Source organism: Mesorhizobium muleiense (assembly GCF_900099905.1).
GTDB lineage: Bacteria > Pseudomonadota > Alphaproteobacteria > Rhizobiales > Rhizobiaceae > Mesorhizobium > Mesorhizobium muleiense.
Map to the genome: position 1 here is coordinate 1 of NZ_FNEE01000006.1, position 17,399 is coordinate 17,399.

At 63.5% G+C, this 17,399-nt stretch carries 17 protein-coding genes and 1 pseudogene; 7 read left to right on the forward strand and 11 right to left on the reverse strand.

Annotation, left to right across the window (positions count from 1 at the left end):
* Together BLT09_RS12960 and BLT09_RS12965 are read right to left on the reverse strand one after the other, a co-directional pair.
* A partial coding sequence (locus BLT09_RS12960; RefSeq protein ID WP_167366419.1) for a helix-turn-helix domain-containing protein occupies positions 1–221 on the reverse strand: 221 nt, incomplete at its 3' end.
* A 141-nt stretch (positions 222–362) separates the two neighbouring features.
* Positions 363–1,691, reverse strand: a complete 1,329-nt coding sequence (locus BLT09_RS12965) for a DNA polymerase IV (RefSeq protein ID WP_091593567.1) — start codon at positions 1,689–1,691, stop codon at positions 363–365.
* A gap of 68 nt (positions 1,692–1,759) precedes the next feature.
* Here BLT09_RS12965 and BLT09_RS12970 point away from each other — a divergent pair.
* The 3 genes and pseudogenes from BLT09_RS12970 to BLT09_RS34280 all read left to right on the forward strand — a co-directional run bounded on the left by BLT09_RS12970 (position 1,760) and on the right by BLT09_RS34280 (position 4,438).
* Positions 1,760–2,335: pseudogene (locus BLT09_RS12970) on the forward strand (GNAT family N-acetyltransferase).
* A 123-nt stretch (positions 2,336–2,458) separates the two neighbouring features.
* Positions 2,459–3,181 (forward strand): DUF6065 family protein, encoded by a 723-nt coding sequence (locus tag BLT09_RS12975; RefSeq protein ID WP_091593569.1) that lies wholly within the window; start codon positions 2,459–2,461, stop codon positions 3,179–3,181.
* A 741-nt stretch (positions 3,182–3,922) separates the two neighbouring features.
* Positions 3,923–4,438, forward strand: coding sequence for a hypothetical protein (locus BLT09_RS34280; RefSeq protein WP_167366420.1), 516 nt, complete (start codon positions 3,923–3,925; stop codon positions 4,436–4,438).
* On the opposite strand, the gene BLT09_RS12985 is transcribed toward BLT09_RS34280, so the two are convergent.
* Both BLT09_RS12985 and BLT09_RS12990 read right to left on the reverse strand, forming a co-directional pair.
* Positions 4,398–5,189: an anti-sigma factor family protein gene (locus BLT09_RS12985; RefSeq protein ID WP_091593572.1), complete on the reverse strand. Its 792-nt coding sequence runs from the start codon at positions 5,187–5,189 to the stop codon at positions 4,398–4,400. The genes BLT09_RS34280 and BLT09_RS12985 overlap by 41 nt on opposite strands.
* Complete coding sequence (locus BLT09_RS12990; protein WP_091593575.1) at positions 5,186–5,728, reverse strand: RNA polymerase sigma factor; 543 nt, start codon at positions 5,726–5,728, stop codon at positions 5,186–5,188. Before BLT09_RS12990 ends, BLT09_RS12985 begins: the two co-directional genes overlap by 4 nt.
* Positions 5,729–5,829: 101 nt before the next feature.
* Here BLT09_RS12990 and BLT09_RS12995 point away from each other — a divergent pair, with 101 nt between their 5' ends.
* Both BLT09_RS12995 and BLT09_RS13000 read left to right on the forward strand, forming a co-directional pair.
* On the forward strand, positions 5,830–7,290 hold the full coding sequence (locus BLT09_RS12995; protein ID WP_236473603.1) for a S8 family serine peptidase: 1,461 nt from the start codon (positions 5,830–5,832) through the stop codon (positions 7,288–7,290).
* A 150-nt stretch (positions 7,291–7,440) separates the two neighbouring features.
* Positions 7,441–8,934 (forward strand): hypothetical protein, encoded by a 1,494-nt coding sequence (locus tag BLT09_RS13000; protein ID WP_091593578.1) that lies wholly within the window; start codon positions 7,441–7,443, stop codon positions 8,932–8,934.
* A gap of 24 nt (positions 8,935–8,958) precedes the next feature.
* Here the strand turns inward: BLT09_RS13000 and BLT09_RS13005 are convergent, their stop codons facing one another.
* On the reverse strand, positions 8,959–9,258 hold the full coding sequence (locus BLT09_RS13005) for a DUF3572 domain-containing protein (RefSeq protein WP_091593580.1): 300 nt from the start codon (positions 9,256–9,258) through the stop codon (positions 8,959–8,961).
* Between the two features lie 249 nt (positions 9,259–9,507).
* Between BLT09_RS13005 and BLT09_RS13010 the strand changes: the two genes are divergently transcribed.
* Positions 9,508–9,864, forward strand: coding sequence for a response regulator (locus BLT09_RS13010; protein WP_287247952.1), 357 nt, complete (start codon positions 9,508–9,510; stop codon positions 9,862–9,864).
* Between the two features lie 33 nt (positions 9,865–9,897).
* On the forward strand, positions 9,898–11,271 hold the full coding sequence (locus tag BLT09_RS13015) for a PleD family two-component system response regulator (RefSeq protein ID WP_023801084.1): 1,374 nt from the start codon (positions 9,898–9,900) through the stop codon (positions 11,269–11,271).
* A 392-nt stretch (positions 11,272–11,663) separates the two neighbouring features.
* On the opposite strand, the gene rpmG is transcribed toward BLT09_RS13015, so the two are convergent.
* The 6 genes from rpmG to rnr all read right to left on the reverse strand — a co-directional run bounded on the left by rpmG (position 11,664) and on the right by rnr (position 17,395).
* On the reverse strand, positions 11,664–11,831 hold the full coding sequence (gene rpmG / locus BLT09_RS13025; RefSeq protein ID WP_006201775.1) for a 50S ribosomal protein L33: 168 nt from the start codon (positions 11,829–11,831) through the stop codon (positions 11,664–11,666).
* A gap of 243 nt (positions 11,832–12,074) precedes the next feature.
* Complete coding sequence (locus BLT09_RS13035; RefSeq protein WP_091593586.1) at positions 12,075–12,527, reverse strand: hypothetical protein; 453 nt, start codon at positions 12,525–12,527, stop codon at positions 12,075–12,077.
* A 104-nt stretch (positions 12,528–12,631) separates the two neighbouring features.
* Positions 12,632–13,807: an MFS transporter gene (locus BLT09_RS13040; RefSeq protein WP_091593587.1), complete on the reverse strand. Its 1,176-nt coding sequence runs from the start codon at positions 13,805–13,807 to the stop codon at positions 12,632–12,634.
* Positions 13,808–13,828: 21 nt separating this feature from the next.
* Positions 13,829–14,563: an NUDIX hydrolase gene (locus BLT09_RS13045; RefSeq protein ID WP_091593589.1), complete on the reverse strand. Its 735-nt coding sequence runs from the start codon at positions 14,561–14,563 to the stop codon at positions 13,829–13,831.
* 73 nt (positions 14,564–14,636) lie between these two features.
* Complete coding sequence (locus tag BLT09_RS13050; protein WP_091593591.1) at positions 14,637–15,089, reverse strand: DUF983 domain-containing protein; 453 nt, start codon at positions 15,087–15,089, stop codon at positions 14,637–14,639.
* Positions 15,089–17,395 carry a ribonuclease R gene (gene rnr, locus BLT09_RS13055; protein WP_091593593.1) on the reverse strand — a complete coding sequence of 769 codons (2,307 nt, stop codon included), beginning with the start codon at positions 17,393–17,395 and terminating at the stop codon, positions 15,089–15,091. Before rnr ends, BLT09_RS13050 begins: the two co-directional genes overlap by 1 nt.
* Positions 17,396–17,399: the final 4 nt, after the last annotated feature.

Here is a 17,399-nt window from a genome sequence, read left to right on the forward strand (position 1 = left end):
GCACGCACCGCAAGTGCAGCCGTTTCCACCTCCGGCGCGCACTGCGCCGGGCTCGATCGCGGCCGCCGCGACTGCTCGGCCAGTCCTGCCTCGCCCTCGCTCCGGTAGCGCAAAAGCAGCTTGTGGCCGCACGTCCGTCCGATACCGAAGCGCCGACACAACGCGCTCACATTCGCCCCCTCTGCGGAGGCGAGCCTCACGAACTCCAACCTCTGTTTCATCGCGCTTTTGTCCTTGAATGGCATCCCGAACCCCTCGCGCGCAATGCGCAAAACTGTTCGCGATGTCTTCGCACACCTGTTCGCGATGTCTCCGGTCCAAACAAAGGGGAGAAGGGGAGCCAATCTCGGTTCGGGGCCATGTCAGTCCTCGATCGGCTCGGGCGGGTGGGCATTGCGGCCCTTGCCGAAGGTGTAGCCGGTCTCCACCGCCCTGCGGCCGAACTTGTCGCGCAGCGTGTCGATCGCGCCTTCGGCCATGGCACGCTTGCGTGACTGGATATCGACGAGGTCGGGCGGATCGGCCTTTTCGTCCTTCGAGAGGTCGCTGACGCCGATGCCGAGCAGCCGGTATCTGGTGCCGTCCGCCTCCTTGCGCAGCAGCTCGAGCCCGGTCGAGAAAATGCGGTCGGCCAGCCGTGTCGGGTCGCCGAGCTGCCGGTTGCGCGTGCGGGTCTTGAAATCCTGCGTCTTCAGCTTCAGCACGACGGTGCGCCCGGCAATGCCGGACTTCTTCAGCCGCCCCGAGACTTTTTCCGACAGCGCTCTCAGCACCGAAACCAGTTGCTCGGGGGAGGCGATGTCGGTGTCGAAAGTGGTCTCTGCCGAGACGCTTTTCGCATCCTGGTCGGGGTGAACGCGGCGGTCGTCCTCGCCGCGTGAAAGATGGTACAGCCGGTCGCCCATCACGCCGTAGCGGCGCATCAGGTCGCCGCGCTCCATGCGCTGCAACTGGCCGATGGTGCGGATGCCGTCGCGCTCAAGCGTGGCGGCGAAGGCTTTTCCCACCCCCCAGATCAGCGTCACCGGCTGCTCGGCCAGGAAGCCGGTCGCCTCGGCCTCGCCGATCACCGAAAAGCCGCGCGGCTTGCGAAAGTCCGACGCCACCTTGGCCAGGAACTTGCAGTAGGAAAGGCCTGATGAAACGGTGATGCCGATCTCCTTCTCCACCTCGAGCGCGAAGCGTGCCAGCACCACCGCCGGCGGCAAGCCATGCAGGCGCTCGGTGCCGGCAAGGTCCAGAAACGCTTCGTCGATGGAGATCGGCTCGACCAGCGGCGTCAGCGCCTGCATCATGGCGCGCACCTCGCGGCCGACGCGACCATATTTTTCCATGTTAGGCGGGATGACGACCGCTTCCGGACAGGCTTCGAGCGCCTTGAACATCGGCATCGCCGAGCGCACCCCGTGGATGCGGGCGATGTAGCAAGCGGTGGAGACGACGCCGCGCTTGCCGCCGCCGATGATCAACGGCCGGTCCTTCAGCGCCGGGTTGTCGCGCTTTTCGACCGCCGCATAAAACGCGTCGCAGTCGATGTGGGCGAGATGCAGCCGGTAGAGCTCCGGATGGCGGGCCAGCCGTGGACTGCCGCAGCGCTCACAGCGCCGTACCGCACCGCGCTGAAAGGTCAGGCAGTCGCGGCAAAAACCGTGATCGGGATTGTTGACAGGAACCGCCATCGCTGCGAACATAAAGAGAACAAAAGCAATGGTACGTCAGGACGGACGCCACGACAAGGCGGTGGGCCGGGAGAGAGTTCGTGAATACGACCATAGCGCCGCTGGTGCCCGAGCTTTGGGCGGATTTTGAAGATCTTTTCGGTAAGCAGGGTGCCTGCTACGGCTGTTGGTGCACGCATTTCCGGCTGTCGCCGGCCGCGCGCCGCGCCAGCAACCGGGAACGCAACAAGGACCACATCAAGGCGCGGATCGAGGCCGGGCCGCCACCGGGCGTGCTGGCGTTCGAGGATGGCAAGGCGGTCGGCTGGATGCAGATCGGCCCGCGCGCCGACGTGCCCGAATGGAACAACAAGGGCAGGGGGTCGGCGCCGGTCGATCCCGCCGACGCCACCGATCCGGGCGTCTGAGCGATTTCCTGCTTCTTCATCCGCGTCAAGGCGCGCGGCAGGGGCGTGACGCACCGGCTGGTCGAAGGGGGGATCGAATTTGCTCGCCAGAATGGCGCGCGGCTGGTCGAGGCATGCCCGATCGACCTGTCGAGAGATTCGCGTTCGATCGGGCTGTTCGTCGGCTCGTCGCGGGTCTTCGAGAAAGCCGGTTTCGAGAGGCTGGTCGAGCGCAAGGCGGGCCGGCCGCTGATGCGATTGGTGCTTTAGACAACGCTGCTGTGCGCGCCGCGGCGACCGAACTATCGTAGTCGGCCTGCATATCAGACGCCCATCCGGGAATAAATCCGGCTGCGGCCCGTTCCTCCTCGGATTTTTCCATGGAGGCCATCGATGTTTCATTTTTCCCAGACTTCTCAGAAGACCTCTCGCTCGATCCGGTTTGCCTGTCGGCCGGAAGATCATGGCGTCATCGCGCCGCCAGTGGCGGCCAAGACGGTCCTGCCGGACTGGTTCCGCAAACTGCCGCCGGTCGATGCGCAGCAAGCCTCGGCCACCAACAATGGCCTGACCGTCAAGCGCTGCATGCCGTTTCTCGACGCGATGACAACCGGCTGGATCCTGCCGCTCGCGGCGACCGTCCGCCTTGAGGTCAAGGATGGCGGCAGCGCCGTCGATGCCGGCTGGGAGTTCGACAGGGTGATGGTGAGCAATCATGGCGCCCATCAGGTCGCCGGCAATCCGAAGGAACCGGCACCGCCATGCAAGTTTCACAATTACTGGTCGATCCGTACCCCGCCGGGCTGGAGTTGTCTGTTCCTGCCGCCGCTCAATCGGCCGGCTCAGCCTTTTGAATGCGTCGCCGGCATCGTCGATACCGACACCTACGCAGCCCACATCCATTTTCCGTTCTTTGCGACGGCGCCGGATGGCCTCTACGTCATCGAAAAGGGAACGCCGCTGGTCCAGGTCATACCGTTTCGCCGCGAAGATGCGGCGCTCAAGGCCGAGATCCAGGCGGAGACCGGAGCCGAGGCGACCGAGCGCGAAACGGTCTACCGCAACACGATTGCCAGCGAAGGCTGGTATCGCAAATGGGCCCGCGCGGCCCGCTAGACTTTTTCTGGAGAAGAATACGAAAACGGGGCCGCTAGGCCCCGTTTCCTTGTGGATTGCCAAGCGCGGATGATTTTCAAGTCGAAGCGAACCGTCGCTCTGTCTTGACGCATCGGGGGCGGTCGGCAGCGAACGTGCACAATCCCTTTCAGCCGAATCGCAGACTTTTGAGATTGGCCGAAAACACCCCTCCCTCGTCATCCTAGGGCGAAGCGACGCAGACCCCTGGGATGCATACCGTTACCTTGGAGCGCTGCTGCGGTGCAGAACCTTTGATCGCCGAGGGACAGCGCCCCCCTCTGTCCTGCCGGACATCTCCCCCACAAGGAGGGAGATTGGCCTTCATCACTGATTTCGCCAACCACCAGCGTTGCAAAAAGAATGCTGTCCGCGAAGCTGCCAATCTCCCCCCAAGTGGGGGAGATGTCCGGCAGGACAGAGGGGGGCGCGAAGGATCGCTACAGAGCGCTTTTATTCTGCATTCTTCGGCGGATGTCACGGAATGGATCCCAGGGTCTGCACCGCGTCGCTTCGCTCCTTGCTCCACCCTAAGATTACGAACTCGTGGTGGCCTATGCCAATCGCCAGCGAATGCGAAACGGGGGCCGGCTGGCCCCCGTTTGTCTTTCGATAGTTTAGAGCGGCGGACACAAGTCGAAGCGCGCCGCCGCTCTATCGTCCGGCCTATGTCAACGCCGCCAGTTGCGCGACCAGCCGCGATCCGAACCGTTCGAGTTCGAGTTGGAGGAACTGTTCGACGATGAGTTCGAATTCGAGTTGCTCGAGGAATTGGAGCTGGAGTTCGAAGACGAGTTCGAATTCGAATTGCTCGACGAATTAGAGCTGGAATTCGACGAACCGTTGGACGACGAATTGGAGCTCGAATTTGAAGAGCTGTTGCCAGCGACGATGAAGGAACCGTCGCTTTGGCTGGACATTGCCGCCGGCGGACGCTCGGTTTCCGGCGCCCCCGCGGGAGACTCCTTCGCCTGCGCCGTGGTGCTCGCGAGCGCTGCCATTCCTGCGACCAGTGTCGACTTGAGCTTCCAGTGTCTTGTCATGGTAGTTACTCCTTGTTTCAGACCGGACCGGCAGTTGCGGCCCGGCGGAGTAACGGGCGATCGCCGGCTTTATTCCATTCAAAGAAAGTTGGATTCCATTTCAGAGCAAGCCGGGCCAGAGCAAGCGGGGTCAGAGCAGCCGGGCCGTCGCAGTTTCACTTCCGGTCCTTCTGACGGATCTCGTCCAGCGCTTTGACTTCCTCCTCGGCTGACATCGGAGCGCCTGCTTCGATCGCCGAAAGATAGGCGTCGAGGGCTTCGGTCGACGAGGCCGGGGCATAGCCTCCGGCGTCGCCCGGCGCCACGACCGCGAAGCTGACGCGCCATTCGTCGCCGGAACGGCAGGCGACCGACATCACCGTGGAGCGGTCCTGCGAGTCGACCTCGAATTCGCGGCACAAATCCTGCGAATCGTTACGGAACGTAGCGATGGCCCGAAACCGGTCGCTGATCCCGGCGAGCTTGATCTCCTTGCCGGACTCGACCGTTTCAAGGGCCTGGGCCAGGCCCGGCCTGATGACGCCGGCAACCCACAAGCCGCCCTGCGTGCGTTCGTTGCTGCCTGCTGCCCAATAGCCGGCGAGCCCGCCGCCAATTGCCGCCGCGAGAGAGGCGGCAATTGGCAGCATCCATCGAGACCTCGAAGCAGGCCCTGCCAAGCGCCTGTTGCCGAAGGGCAGTATCGATGCTGTCGCCGCTTTCTCGCCGGCACGCCTGGCCTCGATCATCTGCTCGACGGCCGCGACAAGTTTTTCGGGAACCGGCTCGTCGAGCAGCGGCTTCAGCGCGGCCTGCGCCTGCGCTCTGGTTTCGATGAACACAGCAATCCTGGCCACCAGACGGTCGTCCGTTTCCATCGCCTGCTCGATCCTGGCGACCATGTCCGGATCAAGCTCACCGTCGGCGAACCGCATCAGGATTTCGTCCGAAAAAGTCTCTTCGGTCATTTTGCAGCCCCTTTTGTGACCGGAGAACGGGTGGGCGCCGAAGTTATTCCAGTCGCCTCCGCCAGATTCCTCCTCGCCCGGGCCAGCCTGCTCATCACCGTCCCGATCGGCACGGCAAGGACTTCCGCGGCCTCCTTGTAGGAAAGCTCTTCGACACAGACCAGAAGCAGCACGTCGCGCTGGTCGGCGGCGAGATCGCCTATGGCTTGCGCCACGCTGTTCAGCGCCAGCCGCGCCTCCATCTCGCGCTCACCGGAAACGCCGGCGATGTCATGGCGCCCGTCGATATCGTCCTGCGGGCCGGCGACCTTGCGCTTGCGGATGTCGTCGATCCACAGGTTTCTCAGGATCGTGAACATCCACGCGTCGAAGCGCGTCCCTGGCTCGAAACGCTGCTCGTTGGCGAGCGCCCGTTCGCAGGCGCGCTGGACAAGATCGTCCGCGATGTCGCGGGACCGGCACAGCGCAATCGCGAACCGGCGCAGATTCGGCAGAAAAGCGACAAGCTGATCTTGGACGCGGTCGGCTTTTTCCGGCATGTTGCTCCAGGTTCTGGAATAAAGCGGCCCCGCGCCCGTTCCTCGCAAGGCTAGCTTATTGCCAGACAGCTCCGCTAGCCTCGCGATGTTGAAAATCGGCGATGGCCGGAAATGTGAGGGAGACCATGCGCGCCACCTCCTGGTTGAGACCAAAAGCCCTGCTGCTTTTCTGGGTCGCCGTCGCATTGCTCGTCGATCCTCAGGCGCCGGGCGGCCAGCTCGCGCTCGGCGAGTTCGGACCAAGATCGGCGTTGGCCGATGACGACGGTGGCGGTGACGATGGTGGCGACGATGGCGGTGGTGATGACGGCGGTCAGTCCGGCGCTTCGCCCGGTGGCTCGCGAACGACGTCCAGCCGATCGACCGGCCCGAACCTGTTTCGCGCGCTGACGGATCGGTTTCTTCCGCGCCCGCCAAGGCGCAGCGGCAGGCGCGCGCAACGGCCAGCCGCCCCTTTGCCGTCTCGGGTACCGGGCCAGATCGTGGCGACCGGGCTGAGTTCGGCTGAGATCGGTCGGCTTCAGGCAACCGGCTTCACCGTACTGGACCGTGCCGACATTCAGCTTCTTGGATCGGAGCTGATTCGGCTGCGCATTCCACCCAACATGCCGCTGGAGGCTGCGCGCGATCTTGTCATCGATGCCGCTCCGCAGTCGACGGCAGATTTCGTGCATTACTACCGGCCGGGACAGGAAGCTGAATGTGCCGGGCCGCACTGCGCCGCCGCGGGCCTGATCGGCTGGCCGGCCGGTAGCGGACTGCCAGCCGGCTGCGGTGGCAATGTCACGATCGGCCTTATCGACACCGCGATCAATCCTGCGCATGACGCCTTCTCGAAAGGCCGGGTCGAAGTTCTTCGCCTGTCGGACGACGGCGTTCCCGAGTCCGGCCGCCAGCACGGCACCGCCGTCGCGGCCCTGCTTGTCGGCGGCGCCGACAGCCGTACTCCCGGCCTGCTGCCGCACGCCAGGCTCATCGCGGTCGATGCGTTTCATCGGGGCGATCGCCAGGATGACCGCTCGGACGCCTACGATCTGCTTCGCGCGCTCGATCTTCTTTCGGCGCGCGGCGTGCAGGTGACGAATATGAGCCTGTCGGGTCCTGCGAATGCGCTTCTCGAGCAGGTTGTCCGAAGACTCTCCGAACGCGGCATGGTGATCGTCGCCGCCGCCGGCAATGGCGGCCCAAAAGCCGGGCCTGCCTATCCGGCGGCCTATGCTGAAGTGATCGCGGTGACGGCGGTCGACCGCATGAAACGCCCATACAGGCGCGCCGGCCGCGGCGAGCATATCGACCTGGCCGCTCCCGGCGTCCAAGTGTGGACGGCCGCGTCGGTCAGCGGCGCACGGCCGAAGACCGGCACCTCCTTCGCGGCGCCCTTCGTCACCGCAGCCGCTGCCTTGATGAAATCGGCAAACAGCAACGCCACCGCAGCCGACATTCAAGACGCGCTCGGCAAGTCGGCGGAAGATCTCGGCGCGCCGGGCAAGGACGACGTCTTCGGCTGGGGCCTGCTCAATGCCAGCGCCGCTTGCCTCGTCACGTCGAAGAAGGCGACCTGAAGCTCCACTGTCGATGCCGGAGGATAGCGCGGAGGGCGAAGGCTGGTTATAGACCGGCTTCCAGCCCCAACGAGGGGATTGCACCCCAACGGTTTCCGATTACGGTTGCGGCTGGAGTTTTTACCACAGAAACAGCAACGGAGATTCTGCGTGAATCGTGTTCTGCCGGCCGTCTTTGTCCTCGCGCTCAGCGCGCCTGCCTTCGGCCAGACCGTCGACGGCGAGGGTGCCAAGCAGCTCTCCGAAAATCTGTCCCGCTATTTCGGCAGCAAGGCGATCGACAGCGGCTTCCTGAAGGTTTCGGTGGAAGGCGACGCCTATAAACTCGCCGTCGACTTCAAACCTGTCGTCGACCTGCTGGCGGCGCAGAATTCCTTCAAGTTCGACTTCAGCCCCTACGCATTGCTCGTCAAGCCAGGCAGCAACGGGACATGGAGCGTCTCGGCGGACGTGTCGCAAAGCGGGTCCTTCGAGTTCAAGGGGCCAGAGGGCCCGCAGAGCATGGAGTTCTCGATTACAAACGGCAAGTTTTCCGGCGTCTACGATCCCGAACTCGCGGCTTTCACCAGCGCCACACAGTCGATAGCCGGGATGACGATGAATTCCCGGGACGCCGTGCAGCGCGCCAAGGTGAGCACCGGCGCCGGTACGGCCACCATGAACGCAAGCAAAGCTGTGAATGGCGGCGTGGATTTTACCGCAACGCAGTCGCTCGCCGATTTCGCCGAAGCGCTCGACTTTGACGATCCCAAGAGCGGGCTGAAATTCCCGCTCACGATCAAATCGCCAAAGCTGTCGGTGAACGCGACCGGCAAAGGCGTGCGGACCAGGCCGCTTCTCGATCTGCTGGCATTTGCCGTCGCCAATGAAGACGAGGCCAGACTGAAGGCCAACCAGGCGCAGCTCAAATCGCTGCTGCTCGCCGCGCTGCCGCTGTGGGAGCGGATCGACGGAACCTACGGGTTCAAGGATCTCACCGTCGAAAGCCCAGTCGGGCTTTTCGGGGCGACTGAGCTGGACACAGGCTTCGGGACCGACGGCATCGCCCAGAACGGAGCAATCAACTACTCGATCAGGGCCGCGGGACTGAAGATCCCTGACAATCTCGCGCCCGCCTGGAGCACGGCGCTGCTGCCGACCGATGTCAATCTGAGTTTCGGCGGCGCCAATATCGATCTCGACAGCATGGCGAAAAAGGCGATCGAAGCCTTTGATCTGAACAAGAATCCACCGCTGCCGGCCGACTTCGGCGACACCTTGACCGCTGATTTCATGGCCAAGATGCCGAAATTTGTCATCGGCCACAGCACGGTGAAAAACGGCGATATGGAAATCGCGATGGAAGGCGAGATGACGTTCGCCGGCATGAAGCCGGAGGCCAATGTGACCATCGATATCGCAGGCTATGACAGGATCGTGGAAAGCCTGCAGGCGGCGGCGAAGTCGGAGCCGGAAGCCGCGCAATATGTGCCGGTGGCGCTTGCGATCAAGGGATTCGGCAAGACGCTGCCGGACGGCCGCATCGAATGGGTCGTCAACGGCAAGCCGGACGGTTCGGTCACCGTCAATGGTGTCATGGTGAAGCCGGCCGATCCGGTTGCGAATGATGAAGGCGACGACGGCGAAGAAGAAGCGACGCCGTAGGCGTTTTGGCGATCCGATCGTCGCTTATATCGAATGCTCATGGTCGTCGTCGCCAAGCGGCAGCGCCCGTAGCGCCTTGCCGACGGAAGCCGGCGGCGTGCTGGTTTCCGCCGCGAACCGCATGAGCGTCGGCTCGTGGGCGAGGATGAACTGCAGCACGCCGGCCAGGAATCCCGGCTCGCCGGCGGCCTGGCGGATCGAATGCGCCTCGATGCCGGTGATCGCCAGGAAGCGGGGCAGAAGTTCCGGATCGGCGGCGACGAAGCCCAATGCCTTGACGGCAATGGTTTCCGCTTCCTCGCGCATTGACCCTGGGTTTGCCATCACTACCTTCTTGTGGGTTGAATGAGTCTGTTTTTGGCAGTAATCGCAAGCGTCGCCTGCGGCAAGCCATCTGTCTCTGCAATGCGGAGTTCGCGGTGAAATCCGAAGCTTTTCCGGCAGCCGGTTTCCGTTTCGTCAATTATCTCGCGGTAGAGTTGAGCAGGGTTTGGTGCGTACCGGCGAGGGCGCATGGCGGCATCCTTCGAGCGGAAGGCAGGCCGGGACGGGAATTTGATGCCTAAGAAGGTCATGATCGTCGAGGACAACGAGCTCAACATGAAGCTCTTTCGCGACCTCATTGAAGCGAGCGGTTACGAGACGGTACGCACGCGCAACGGTCTGGAAGCGCTGGATCTGGCGCGACTGCACAAGCCGGACCTCATTTTGATGGACATCCAGCTGCCCGAAGTGTCGGGGCTGGAAGTGACCAAATGGCTGAAGGAGGACGACGACCTCCATGTCATCCCGGTCATTGCCGTCACCGCATTCGCGATGAAAGGCGATGAGGAGCGTATCCGCCAGGGTGGCTGCGAAGCCTATATTTCCAAGCCGATCTCGGTGCCGCGTTTCATCGAAACCATCAAATCCTACCTGGGCGACGCCTGATGCGCCCTTCCAGCCGAGCCGGAGCTTTATGAGATGACTGCACGGATCCTCGTCGTCGACGACATCCCTGCCAATGTCAGGCTGCTCGAGGTCCGGCTGCTTGCCGAATATTTCGAGGTGCTGACCGCCACCAACGGGCCGGACGCGATCGAGACCTGTGAAAACGGCAAGGTCGATGTCGTATTGCTCGACGTGATGATGCCTGACATGGACGGGTTCGAAGTCTGCCGCCGGCTGAAGAGCGATCCGGCGACGTCGCACATCCCGGTTGTCATGATCACCGCGCTCGACCAGGTTTCGGACCGGGTGCGCGGCCTCGAGGCCGGTGCGGACGATTTTCTGACCAAGCCGGTCAACGATCTGCAGTTGATGACCCGCGTCAAAAGCCTGGTCCGGCTGAAGACTTTGACCGATGAGCTGCGCCTGCGCGCCTCGACCACGCGCAATATCGGCATCGAGGAGCTGTTGAGCCGCAACTTCGCGTCCGCGGACACCACGCCGAAGGTTCTGCTGATCGACGAGCGCAAATCCTCCATTGAGCGCGTCCAGAAGATGCTGCGCAGCAGCGCCGACCTCGACATCGCCACCGATCCGCATGCCGGCTTCTTCCAGGCCGCCGAGACGCCCTATGAATGCGTGATGATCTCGACGGGTTTTGCCGATTTCGATCCGCTCAGGCTCTGCTCGCAACTGCGTTCGCTCGATCGCACCCGTTTCGTGCCGATCATCCTTTTGGCGGAGCAGGGTGAGGAGGGACGCATCGTCCGCGGCCTCGAGCTTGGCATCAACGATTATCTGATGCGTCCGATCGACCAGCATGAATTGACCGCGCGGCTGCGCACGCAGGTGCGCCGCAAGCGCTACAACGACCAGTTGCGCGCCAGCGTCACCCAGACCATCGAGATGGCGGTGACCGACCCGCTGACGGGATTGCACAATCGCCGTTACCTCGACAGCCATCTGCAGACACTGTTCGACCGCGCCGTGGCGCGGCGGCGGCCGCTGTCGGTGATGATCACCGATCTCGACCGCTTCAAGACCGTCAACGACACGCATGGCCATGACGGCGGCGACGAGGTGCTGCGCGAATTCGCGCGGCGGCTGCGCAAGAATGTGCGCGGCATCGATCTCGCCTGCCGCTTCGGTGGCGAGGAGTTCGTCGTGGTGATGCCGGACACGGACGGCGCCGTCGCCGAAAAGGTGGCGGAGCGGATTCGCGCCGAAATCGCCCAGATGCCGTTTGCCGTCGGTCAGGACGGCAAGACGATCGAGGTTACCGTCAGCGTCGGCGTGTCGTCGGTGCTGAAGGGTGTCGACTCGGTTGCCGGGCTGATGAAGCGGGCCGACCTCGCGCTCTACGAAGCCAAGAGCGCCGGCCGCAACCGGGTCGTCGCCAAGGCGGCGTAAAAGTCCGATTATCCTGTCAATGTGACAGGGTTACGAATTTACCTTAACGCAAGCGATTCGCCGGGCTTGGTTAAGAAATTGTTGATTTTCGCAGGCAGTTGCGCAAATGTGCAGGCCGATGACGGGACCGGCGCGAGGGCAGATCGCCGGATCGATCCGAAGAATACCCCATGATTCAGGTCCGCCGCATCTCCTGGGTCCGTGGGGTCGGCCGGCCGGCGCTGGCACATAGTGGCCTCCTCGTACCGCTGCCAAACGCCGGCCGGCCCCCATTCTCAAAATAACATCAAGTCTCTGCGCCAAGCATTGGAAATTCTGGACTTTTCGAGCTTTGAAAACAAAAAAGCCGCCCACGGGGCGGCGTTTTTGTCTAGGCAGGAAAGCAGATTAGATTACTTGATCTTGGTTTCCTTGAACTCGACGTGCTTCTTGGCGACCGGATCGTATTTGCGGAACGACAGCTTGTCGGTCTTGGTGCGGCTGTTCTTGCTGGTGACGTAGAAGAAACCGGTGTCGGCGGTCGACAGAAGCTTGATCTTGATGTTTGCGGCTTTGGCCATTGTATCAGTCCATTATGTTCGTGGAGTCTTGGCCGCTGGAGCACGGGAAAACACCCGGACGCGGGAAACTTGGCGCGACACATAAACAACGCGCCCGGAAAGTCAACCCTGTGAGGCGACCTCTTCCTTCTCCCCTTGTGGGAGAAGGTGGATCGGCGCGTAGCGCCGAGACGGAAGAGGGGTGTTGGACGGAGTGCTGTCGGTGCCAAGCCGGAGCTCCCCTCATCCGGCCGCGTTCCGATTCTACGCATCTTCTTTAACTGCGGCCTTCTTCCAGTCTCCCGTGGTGTTCCACCAGCGGTTCGGGTTCGAGCGGTCGTCCAATCCCTTGGATCGGCTGGCGAGGATCGGCTGGATGCGGATCACCGGCTCCTGATAGGTGTGGACCCGGAAGATCGCCTCGACGATGCGGGCGGCCAACGCCTGGTCGTCGGGCAGCTCGAACGACACTTCCACCGTGCCATGCCGTCGGCGCAATTCGGTCTCGGCGCCGGCGGCAGCACCTTCGAGCGCCCGGTAGCGCTCGATGCCGTGCGCCGACTGGTAGGCATTGCTGTCGTATTTGCCCGTGGTGAGCGGGGCGATCGCGACCACCGCTTCCATGATACGGTCGACATCGGAAGCCGGCGCCTGGAAGGTCACAAGCAGCAGCAATTCCATCCGCAGCGATTTCGTTTCAAACCCGGAGTCGATCATGGCGGCATCCTCAAATTCGTGGCGTGTTGCTGACAATCTACCCAGGTGCTGCTGACACGGTTATGTCAGCAGCCTTGCGCCACCTGAGGCATCGATCGGGTCTTTTACAGGATTTTTCGGATGAGCCTGGCGCCGACCAGCGCGATATAGAAGGCGAAGAACAAGCCGAGCGCCCAGCCGAAACCGGAGGGGCCGAAAAGGTCCATGCCGATGCCGATCGCCTGCGGGCCGAGCACCATGCCGACACCGTAGCAGAGCACGAATGCAGCGTTGGCCGAGGCCAGGTCGTGGCCGGAAAGCTGCGAGCCGAGATGGGCCAGGCCGATCGTGTACATGGCCGCGACGACGCCGCCCCAGACGAACAGAAGCGCCGCCATCAGATGCCAGTTCTGCGCGAAGTGCGGCATGAAGATGGTGCCGGCAAGCCCGATGGTTGCACAGGCCAGAAGCAGATAACGGCGGTCGTTGACACGGTCGCTGATCATGCCGAGCGGGATCTGCAACAGCACGTTGCCGAGGCCGATCATGGTGAGCAGCAGGGCGGCATCGGCCTCGGAGTAGCCGATACGATTGCCATAGACGGGGAACAGCGCAAAGCCACCGGTCTCGACCGCGCCGAACACCAGCACCGCAGCTGTCGCTGTCGGCACCAGCCAGATGTAGCGCAGGAAGTTGCTGGTTTCGCCGTTGGAGACGATCGTCGGGCTCTCGTTGCGGGCCGCCAGAACTGGAATGGCGGCCAGCGTCACTAGCGCCATGATGACGCCGAAGGGCAGGAAGCCAGCGCTGCCGAGTTGGGCGAACAGCCACGGCCCGGCGGCAAAGCCGAGCGACAGCACGGTGGCGTAGATGCCGAGGACGAGACCGCGCCGGTGCGGCGGCGCCGATGTGCTGATCCAGAATTCCGACAGGATGAAAAGCACCGTCAGCGCGATGTGCAGCAGGACGCGCAGCGGAAACCACATCCAGAAGTCCGGTGCGAAATGGAAGCCGACAAAGGCCAGCACTCCGGTGGCGATCATGGCGAGCATCGTCCTGGCGACGCCGAACCGCATCGCCAGCGGGGTGGCGAGCGGTGCGCCGGCGATCGAGGCGAGGCCGGCGACAGCGGTGTTGAAGCCGATCATCGACGCCGAATGGCCACGCGTTTCGAGAATGACGCTGAGCAGCGGCATGCCGAGGCCGATGGCGATGCCGACGACGCTGATCGACGAGATCGCCGCGATCATCGGCAGCCAATGGACGCGTTCTTCGACCTCTTGCTGGGTATCGACTGTCATGGGATGTGAATGCTCTATGCTCTAAAGAATTTCGCGAACGAAGCGATTGCCGACAAGCCGGTAGAATGGCACGGAACCACCGGGGCGCAGCAGCGGATCGTCGACGAGCCGCTTTTCCAGCTCCCCCAGGATGGCCCTGGTGATGTCGGGCACATCAGCTTCTCTGGCCTTGGCGAGCGGCAGCCAGACCAGTTCCTCCAGCTCGTTGGTCGGGCCGCCGTCCAGCAGCTCCACGGCGACGTCTTCGCGCCAGGCGCTGAAGAAGCGCGTGTCGAAGCGCCGCACCCGGTTTGGCGGGGTGATGGCGCGCGCGATGAAGCGCAGCGCTTCCAGCGACGGTCTTACGCCGTGCTCGGCAAAACCCTGCCAATCGCGTCTGGTCGTGGCGAAGGCGCCCTTCTGGCCGATCAGCAGGCCGGCTTCTTCATAGGTCTCGCGAATCGCCGACAGGGCGATGGCGCGGGCACGGGCCGGGCTGGTGCGGCCGACGCCGGCGGTCAGCCTCGCCTGTTCCTCAGGGTGCAGCGCTGTGGCAACGGGAATTCGGCTGTCGGCCGGATCGGTGCGGCCACCGGGAAAGACGAATTTCCCCGGCATGAAGGCGTGACGGGCGTGGCGCCTGCCCATCAGCACCAGGAACTCGGCGCCCCTGCGGTCGAGCAGGATCAGCGTCGCGGCGTCGCGGGGGCGTATAGGCCTGGCGTCGAGCGCGATCGGCTCAACCTTGTCGACTTCCGCCTTGGTCATAACGTCCATGCGCACGACCTAGCGGAATCTTCTTCGATGCGAAAGTGGCGTCCAGCCATGCCGATTTGCGCCAGCCTCGATTTCAAGCCTCGGGATGCGACTCGATCAGATCTTCTTCCCCGCCGAAGCCGTGCATATAGAACGCCCATTGCAGGCCGATGACGGCGCCCTTGACCGGCTGCAGCAAGACGATCGCCATGAGGATGGTCAGCGGCACCCAGATGGCGACGTGCTGCCATGTGGACAGAGTGGAGGCCGCTTCGACACCCATGAAGGCGCCGAGCACGATGTGGCCGACGATGGCCACCACCAGATAGGCCGGCAGGTCGTCGGCGCGGTGGTGATGAAGCGCCTCACCGCAATGATCGCATGTATCGACGGTCTTGACGAAGGCACGAAACAGCTTTCCCTCGCCGCAATGTGGGCAGCGGCCAAACGCGCCACGCTTCATCGCCGTCCACAGCGGGCGGGCGATCCGTCCCGTGTGCTGTTCGCCGCCGAAAACCTGTTCGTTCATTTTCAGATCGCTTGGCATTACCGTCTCCTGCCGCGCGAGCCTGGACGCGATTGCGACGCACGGGCGCGGCCCTTGGCCTTGTGAAACGACCGTTTGGAGCCGGGCAGCGGCTTTGGGTCGGTCAGCATCTCGAAACGCATCGCGCCGGCCATAGGCGCCACCTCGATCAGGCGAACCTCGACGCGGTCGGCAAGCTGATAGCCCTTGCCGGTGCGTTCTCCGAAAAGCGATCGGGCAGTTTCGTCGTATATATAGTAATCGCCGCCCAGACTTGACACCGGAATGAAACCATCTGCGCCATACTGCGGCAATTGGACAAATAGTCCCGATTTGGTGACGCCCGAAATGCGTGCATCGAAGCAATCGTCGACACGCTCTGCCAGATAGGCGGCGATCAGCCGGTCGACCGTGTCGCGCTCGGCGGCCATGGCGCGGCGCTCGGTGGCTGAGATCAGCGCAGAAACTTCTTCCAGCCGCTCCGCTTCATCCTGCGTCAGTCCGCCTGCACCGAAGCCGAGCGCGGCAATCAGCCCGCGATGCACGATCAGGTCGGCATATCTGCGGATCGGCGAGGTGAAGTGCGCATAGCGTTTCAGGTTGAGGCCGAAATGGCCGATATTGCTTGGCGAATATTCGGCCTGCATCTGCGTGCGCAGCACCACCTCGTTGACCAGCCCCTCATGGTCGGCGCCGCGGACGCGATCCAGGATGCCGTTGAACTGGTTTGGCCGCATCTGGGCGCCGCGCGCCAGCGAAAGGCCAAGCGTCTGCAGGAATTCACGCAGCGATTCCTGCTTGGCGAGCGAAGGTGCGTCATGGATGCGGTAGACCAGCGCCTGTCGTTTCGCCTCCAGCGTCTCGGCCGCCGCGACATTGGCCTGGATCATGAATTCTTCGATCAGCTTGTGCGCGTCAAGCCGCTCCGGCACGACGACGCGGTCAACGGTGCCGTCCTCCTTGAGCAGGATCTTCCGCTCCGGCAGTTCGAGCTCGAGCGGCTGGCGCGTCTCACGACCGCGCTTCACCACGGCATAGGCGTCCCACAGCGGCTTCATCACCGTGTCGAGAATCGGGCCGGTCTTGTCGTCCGGCGCGCCGTCGATCGCGGTCTGCGCCTGGCGATAGGCGAGTTTTGCCGCCGATTTCATCATGATGCGGTGGAACGAATGCCTGAGCTTGCGGCCATCGGCCGAGAAGGTCATGCGGACCGCCAGCGCCGGGCGGTCCTGGCCTTCGCGCAGCGAACAAAGGTCGTTGGAGATGCGCTCCGGCAGCATCGGCACGACGCGATCCGGGAAATAGACCGAGTTGCCACGCTTCAGCGCCTCGCGGTCGAGCGCGGTGCCATAGCGCACATAAGCGGCGACATCGGCAATCGCCACGGTAACGACCACGCCGCCGGGGTTCTTCTCGTCCGGATCTGCTGTCGCGAACACGGCGTCGTCATGGTCCTTGGCGTCGGCCGGATCGATGGTGACCAGCGGCAGCTCGCGCCAGTCTTCGCGGCCGGCCAGCGTCGCCGGTTTGACCGCCTCCGCCTCGGCGGTGACGTCTGCCGGGAAAATATGCGGAATGTCGTGCGCGTGGATGGCGATCATCGAGACCGCCTTTTCGCTGGTCAGCGAACCCAGCACCGCCAGCACCTTGGCCCTGGGCAGCCCGTAGCGGGAGGCCCGCGCCGGCTCGACCTCGACCAGATCGCCGTTCTTGGCGCCGTTCTGGAATTCCTTGTCGACGACCAACTCCGGCTGGCGCCTTTCGACAGGCTCGATGCGGAAGGTACCGTCCTGCAGCACGCGAAAAACGCCGAGAACAGCATCGGTGCGCTTCTCGAAGATCTTCATCACCCGCCCGGTATAGGCAGGGCCGGTCGCATCATCGGTTGGAAAGGTCTTGGCCAGCACGCGGTCGCCAATGCCCGGGGTCGGGCCGCCGCCGCCACGCGACACCCGGATCGCTATGACAGGAGGCTCGCCGTTGCCCACCGCTTCGGTTGGGTGCGCCAAAAGCACGCCGTCGGCATCGCGGCCAAAGATGTCGAGCACGGCGACATGGGCGAGGGAGCCGACGCGGGCGAGCCGCTTGCGCTCCTTGGTCAGCAGGCCTTCATCCTGCAAGTCGCGCAATACGTCCTTCAGCCAGATACGGTCCTCGCCGCGCAGCGCGAACGCCTTGGCGATGTCGCGTTTGCCTGAGCGATCCGGATTTTCGGCGATATAGCGCAGGATTTCGTCGCGGGACGGCCGGTAATCATCCTTGACTTTGGCCCGGGTGTCGGCGGTGCGCAGATCGCCATGACTTCTTCCGGATTCCCTGCGCGCCACGATG